This window comes from Nonomuraea monospora, from assembly GCF_039531895.1.
Lineage (GTDB): Bacteria > Actinomycetota > Actinomycetes > Streptosporangiales > Streptosporangiaceae > Nonomuraea > Nonomuraea monospora.
On the sequence record NZ_BAAAQX010000055.1, the window covers coordinates 65,912 to 72,222 of the forward strand.

Below are 6,311 nucleotides of genomic sequence, written 5' to 3' on the forward strand. Positions count from 1 at the left end.
AGGACCGGTAGGACGTTGTCACACCGTGCAGATGCGACCGGAGCTCCCGCAGCAGATCGTCAGTAGATGTCATGACTCCCGAACCTTGGCTTCAATTGCCGTCAACAGAGTGAGCAGAGTGTCTTCGGAGACCAAGTTGTCAGAGGACTGCGGAAGGATCGTGATCTCGGTCGAGGCTCGGCTCGTACCTTCATCGCGAAGGAACTGGATGCCTTCCACCCGTGGTGCGCCTGCCTGATGGAGAGACAGGAGCTTGACCTGCTCCTGTTGGACGCGTGGAAGGTCAATGAGCAGACGACGTAGGGCGGCTATCAGCAGTTGGACTCGTTCAGCGGTTGTATACGGACGTGTTGCAATATGGATCCTCGCACCGTCTGGCTCGCGGTGGGACGAGATTGCCAGTCGTTCGTAGGCGACTTCATCTTCGATGAAGATCGTCTGTTCGTCGCCGTACCTGCCGCGAGGCCGCGCCCGCTGTGCCTTCAGGCGAACCCCCTCGGAGTTCCCCTCAGCGACGGCGTCGTCGACCTGCTGAAGAACCCAACTGAGTCCTGCTTCCGCCATCACTGTACGAAGTTGCTGTTCAAGTTCGTCTGGAGTCACTCGTGATCCCGTTCTGTCCAACATGGCAATCTTGAGATGAATGGCGCCGACCATTGCCGATGTGATGGAGCCCTGGATGTGGAGTTGGGCTTGATCCATTACGGCAGGCAGATGAGATCCCTGGAACGTCTTGACCGTGAGTCAATGGCCCTGCCGATACTTCGGTTCTTGACTGCGCTTAATGTGACTGCTTGGCTGATCTGCTTATCTAGATATTCCTTTTGTCTGGGTCTGTTGTAGCTGGGCTCGTACGTTGCTTGTGAGACGGACGCAGGAGGCGAGCCATGTCGGGCGACGACGTACCTTGCGTGGTTTACAAGCGGTGCGGATGCAGCGACGAGATCAGCGGCAGGCGGCTGGGTGGCCGTTGCGGCCGGTTGGCCGAGGTGGGGCATGGGAGCTGGTATTTCGCGGTTCAGGTTGTGGGGGCGTCGGGTCGGCGGGAGCGGGTTCGGCATGGTGGGTTCGCGAGTGCGGAGGCTGCGCGGTCGGCGGGCCGTGAACTGGTGACGGCGGAGGCGGACGGGCCGCTTGCTGCCGGGTGCACGGTGGGGCAGTGGTTGCGGTACTGGTTGTCGGTGGTGGAGGGGCGGTTGCGGCCGACCACGCACCGGGCCTACCGGGATCATGTGCGGCTGCATCTGGGCCCGTATCTGGGCCGGGTCAAGCTGGCGGAGTTGTCGCGGCGGGACGTGACGAGGATGTTCGTGGCGCTGGGGCGGCGGCGGAATCGGTACGGTCAGCCGATCAGTGCCTCCACGTTGGAGCGGATCCGGGCGACGTTGCGGGCGGCGCTGAACCACGCGGTGCGTGAGGACTTGATCGCCGTCAATCCGGCGCAGGGCGTTCGGTTGCCGGCGCTGGTGCGGATGCATCCGGTGGTGTGGACGGCTCGTCGGGAGGCGGCCTGGCGGCGCGGGGGAGAGCGGCCGGCGGTGGCGGTGTGGACGGTCGAGCAGCTGGCCGCGTTCCTGCGCTTCGCGCGGGAGGATCCGTTGTTCGAGCTGTGGTGGCTGGTGGCCTTGCGCGGGCTGCGGCGCGGGGAGGTGGCCGGGCTGCGCTGGGTGGACGTTGACCTGGAGCGGCGCGAGCTCACCATCGCCCATCAGCTGGTGCACACCGATGAGGGGCTGGTGTGGTGTGAGCCGAAGAGCGCGGCCAGCCGGCGGACGTTGGCACTCGATCCGGAGACCGTGCGGCTGCTGCGCCGGCACGAGCGTGTGCAGCGCCGGTTGCCGGGGGAGCGGTGGTCACCGACCGGCCCGATCTTCACCGCGGGGAGCGGAGCGCCGGTGCAGCCGAGTTATCTCACCCACCGCTTCCACAAGCTGGTCGCAGCCAGCGGGCTGCCGCCAGTGCGATTGCACGACCTGCGCCATGGAGCTGCGACGTTGGCGCTGGCGTCGGGGACGGAGTTGAAGGTGGTGCAGGGCACGCTGGGGCATGCCAGCATCGTGCTGACCGCCGACACCTACGTCTCGGTGCTGCCGCAGTTGTACCACGACAGCGCCCGTGCGACGGCGCGGCTGGTGCTGAAGGCGGTTCGGGAAACCAACCGGAAGATCGACAAGGGCCGGGAGGGGCGTGACTCACGCGTGGCTCACCGTGACTCACGATCAGATAACGCGACTACAGGCCCGGGTAGAGCCGCAGGTCGGCGTGGTAGGGCGAGTGGGACTTGAACCCACGACCCACGGATTATGAGCTCCGCAGGTGAGGGCGCGCGGCCGGGGCCTGCCCTGATGGCAGAAGGCGAGCAGGAGGCGCCGTTGATCATGTGAAGAGACTTGCATGCGCGAACTGTGGTTGTTGGGGCCGGGGTGCACCGGGCCCCAACTAACCCAGCGGAGCGGTGAATTACTGAGGGCTGGTGTGCCCCGAGTTCGGTGGAGACGCGTTCCTGGATTGTCATGCCACGGTGGGTGTGGTGTCAGAGGGCGGTGATCGGTGAGTCCTCGATGAGCCCGCCGTTCGACGCCCTCTGCCGGACGGTCGTGTTCTCGGCGGCGGTGATCCCTGAGTTCACGATCTGACCGCGGTTCCCCGCGACCTGCTCGACATCCGCGCCGGTCGTCTTGACGGGGCTGGAGGCGATGCGGGCGCCTCGCCCCACCGCGAGCTGGGTCGGACCGCTGCCCGCCGCACGCTCCCGGCTCCGCTTGCCTTCCGTACGAAAAGCGATTGCAGCGACTACGGCCAGTAATGCTGCCGTCAATGCGAAAATCTGCCAGCTCCATGAATCGGTGAGCACGTTCACCAAGCCGCCCACAATCACCGACAGTATGGCGCCGAGACCCGCCAGTGATGCCGGTCGTAGCCACCTAGGCATAACGCACCTCCCTCACATAGGGTGATTTTCTTCATGGTATGGCGGTGGTGACACGGTGCGGCGGCATTCCTTTGTCGGACGTGACAGGGAGGTCGCTGTCGGGCTGGCCGTGCTCACCGCGGAATCGGACGTACGCATACTTGGCATCTGTGGCACCTCTGGAATCGGGAAATCCTTTTTGTTGACCGAAATCGCAGAGCGTGCTGTCGAGGGCGGCTACCGGCATGCGGCCATCGACCTGAGTTCGGGAGCCACAGGGGCTCGGCCCGACGGTCTGGACCAGAGTCTGCTCGACGATCTCGTCCGCGCGCTGCTGCGTCTGGGATGCAATCCTCGTCAGCAGAGTACGCGTCACGACCGTTTCGCCGACCGGATCAAGGCCGCGCAGAACCAGCTTCGCCTCTCGCACGCGGACACCAAGATTCACATGACCGCCTCCGACGGCAGCATCATTGCCCGCTCACCCATCTCCCACGAGGGAGGACAGCCGACGGTCGATCATTATGTGGCCTACAGGGCCGCGCTCGTCGACGCCGCTGTGGACGCGCTCAGGGACCTGCGGCTGTCGAAGGTGCTGCTCACCGTGGACGGCCTGGAATGGCTGACCCGTCATGACGGGTTGTCGGCGGGCACGTCGCGGGAGGAACTGGTCAACTGGGTGACGCACAAGCTCCTGCCGCAACTCATCCAGGTCGCTCCGGAGCTGCGGATAATCGTGGCCGGGTGGGAACGCCTGGAGTTCCCCAGCGCGATGCACGCGATGTGTGAAAGTCTGCAACTGGGCGCATGGAATCCCGACGAGACGACGGCCTATCTGGCCGAGCGCGGGCTGCACGATCCGCAGTTGGCCGCGCTGGCGCATCATCGATGCTCGGGAACGCCGATCTGGCTGGGTATGCTGGCCGACGCCTATCGTGAGGGAAAACAGTCCGGAATGAACGCGGACTGGATGGAGTGGGCCAAGGACTCGGCCGTTCAGGAATGGCTGCACCGGTCCTTTCTGCACCGCCTGGATCACCGTCAGCAGAAAATCGTGCAGGCCGCGGCCGTGCTGCGGCACATCACCCTGGACGGTTTACGTGCGCTCCTGGATCCGATTCCGGTCAATCACGATGACTACGGCCGTTTATATCGATACACCTTTGTCCAGAGGATTCCAGACCCCGACCATCGGACGACCTGGCTGCGCATTCACGACCTGGTACGGGAGGCCTTTCTGGCCGACGGCCACCGCAGCGACAGCATGACCGCGCTCCACCGCGCGGCCGCCGCCTGGTACACCGCCCACGACAATCCCGCGGAAGCCGCCTACCACTATTTCGCCATCGGCGACCCCACGGGTATCGAGCGCTGGGAGGAGGTGCTCGACCGCGTACTGCAGCACAATGACCTGTCGAGCGCTCGTACCCTGATCGAGACCGCGGTCGCTCCGGAGACCGGCGGATACAAGCGGCTGCGGGAAACGCATATGAGCAGCGTCATCGACCTTTATCAAGGACGCATGGCCTGTCTCGCCAGGGATCTGCCCGAGGCGGCGGAGTTGCTGACGCGGGCTCTGCGCGGACGTGACCGGGCCACCAGCCGGGGCAGAACGGCCAAGGCCCACCGCTGGCGCGGTGCGGTGTACCGATTGCAGGGTTACTATCCGCAGGCGGAACAGGAGATCAGGAAATCCCTGGAGGTGTATCAGGACGTCGGGGATCCGCCGGGTGAGGCTCACGCGCATCGGGACCTCGGCATTCTCTACCGCCTTTGGGACAACTATCCCCAGGCGGAGCAGGAGACCGGGCAGGCACTGGAACTCTTCAGTGCGAACGGCGACCAGTGGGGCGAGGCTTACGCCCACGGCGAGCTGGGAATCCTTTACCGGCTGTGGGACGACTATCCGCCCGCGGAAAGGGAAACCAGAAAGGCGCTGGACCAGTTCGAGATCATCGGCGATCCGCTCGGAAAAGCGTACGCGCATCGTGACCTCGGCGTTCTCTTCCGCCTTCGCGACGATTATCCGCAGGCGGAACGGGAGACCACCACGGCCCTGCAGCAGTTCCGGGTGCTCGGCAACCGGTTCGGCCAGGCCAACGCCCACCGTGAGCTGGGCATCCTGCATCGCCTGCGTGACGACTACCCGCAGGCTGAGCGGGAGACCGGCCGGGCGCTGGAGCTGTACCGGGCGGACGGTGACCAGTGGGGTGAGATCTACGCTCACGGCGAGCTGGGTATCCTGTACCGCCTGCGCGACGACTACTCGCGCGCCGAGCAGGAGACAGGGACGGTGCTGGCGCGGTACCGGACCATCGGGAATCGGTGGGGCGAGACGTACGCACGCCGCGAGCTGAGCATCCTGCACCGCCTCCGCGGCGACTACGCGCGGGCCGAACAGGAGATCAGCGAGGCGCTGGAGCTCTACCGCACGCTCGGCAACCGGCTCGGCGAGGCTTCCGCCCGCCGTGAGCTGGGCATCCTGTCGCGCGAGCGGGACGACTATCCGCGCGCCGAGCAGGAGACCAGGAAGGCGTTGGAGCTGTACCAGGTCATCGGCAACCGGTGGGGCGACACCCATCCCCGCAGGGAGGCGGGCGCCCGGCCCGACGAGCGGGCCGACCATCGGCGAACCGAGCAGGAGACCAGGAAGGCGTTGGAGCTGTACCAGGCTCTCGGCAACCGGTGGGGCGCCGCCAACGCCTACAGCGAGCTGGGCGTTCTCTACCGGTTGTGGGGCGACCACGCGCGCGCGGAGCGGGAGTCGCACGAGGCGCTGGAGTTGTATCGGGCGATCGGCAACCGGCTGGGTGAGGCCTATTCACGCGGAGAGCTGGGTGTTCTTCATCGGTTGTCGGGGGATTACGTGGGAGCCGAGCGGGAGTCGCACGAGGCGTTGGAGCTGTATCAAGTGATCGGCAACCGGCTGGGTGAGGCTTACTCGCGCGGAGAGCTGGGTGTTCTTCATCGGTTGTCGGGGGATTACGTGCGGGCCGAGCGGGAGTCGCACGAGGCGTTGGAGTTGTACCAGGCGATCGGCAACCGGCTGGGTGAGGCCAACGCCCACGGCGAACTGGGCGCGCTGCATCTTCTGCGCGGGGGGCGGCTGAAGGCGGAACAGCGGTATATGGCGGCGAGAAACATCTACGCCGACCTGGGCCGTTTCCAGGACGCGCAATGGTGCGCCAAGCACATCGACTAGTACTCCAGTGACACTTCGCGATCTTGAGGGGTCGAGGTCACATGGCGACGGCCACCGCGTGATCATTCATGGTTTGTGAAGACAACGAAAGATCGTGCGGTGGCCGCGAGCCACAGCGTAGACCCTGACGGCTGGATGGTCATCTTCCACGAGCTGATGGCCCGGATCGCCGGCCGGTTCGGCCGCGTCGAACCCCGT

General features: G+C 65.5%; 4 protein-coding genes. 2 read left to right on the forward strand and 2 right to left on the reverse strand.

Going from position 1 to position 6,311, the window contains the following annotated elements; translation table 11 throughout:
* Positions 1-69: 69 nt before the first annotated feature.
* A complete protein-coding gene (locus ABD331_RS55945; protein WP_344494908.1) occupies positions 70-702 on the reverse strand; it encodes a hypothetical protein in 633 nt (210 codons plus the stop codon).
* A gap of 185 nt (positions 703-887) precedes the next feature.
* Between ABD331_RS55945 and ABD331_RS55950 the strand changes: the two genes are divergently transcribed.
* Positions 888-2,285: a site-specific integrase gene (locus ABD331_RS55950; RefSeq protein ID WP_344494910.1), complete on the forward strand. Its 1,398-nt coding sequence runs from the start codon at positions 888-890 to the stop codon at positions 2,283-2,285.
* Between the two features lie 248 nt (positions 2,286-2,533).
* Here the strand turns inward: ABD331_RS55950 and ABD331_RS55955 are convergent, their stop codons facing one another.
* A complete protein-coding gene (locus tag ABD331_RS55955) occupies positions 2,534-2,863 on the reverse strand; it encodes a hypothetical protein (protein ID WP_344494912.1) in 330 nt (109 codons plus the stop codon).
* Between the two features lie 124 nt (positions 2,864-2,987).
* Between ABD331_RS55955 and ABD331_RS55960 the strand changes: the two genes are divergently transcribed.
* A complete protein-coding gene (locus ABD331_RS55960) occupies positions 2,988-6,113 on the forward strand; it encodes a tetratricopeptide repeat protein (protein ID WP_344494914.1) in 3,126 nt (1,041 codons plus the stop codon).
* Positions 6,114-6,311 lie beyond the last annotated feature (198 nt).

Excerpts from the sequence above, each read along its gene's own strand:
- ABD331_RS55945 (WP_344494908.1), bottom strand. The coding sequence starts at position 702 with ATGGATCAAGCCCAACTCCACATCCAGGGCTCCATCACATCGGCAATG.
- ABD331_RS55950 (WP_344494910.1), top strand. The coding sequence starts at position 888 with ATGTCGGGCGACGACGTACCTTGCGTGGTTTACAAGCGGTGCGGATGC.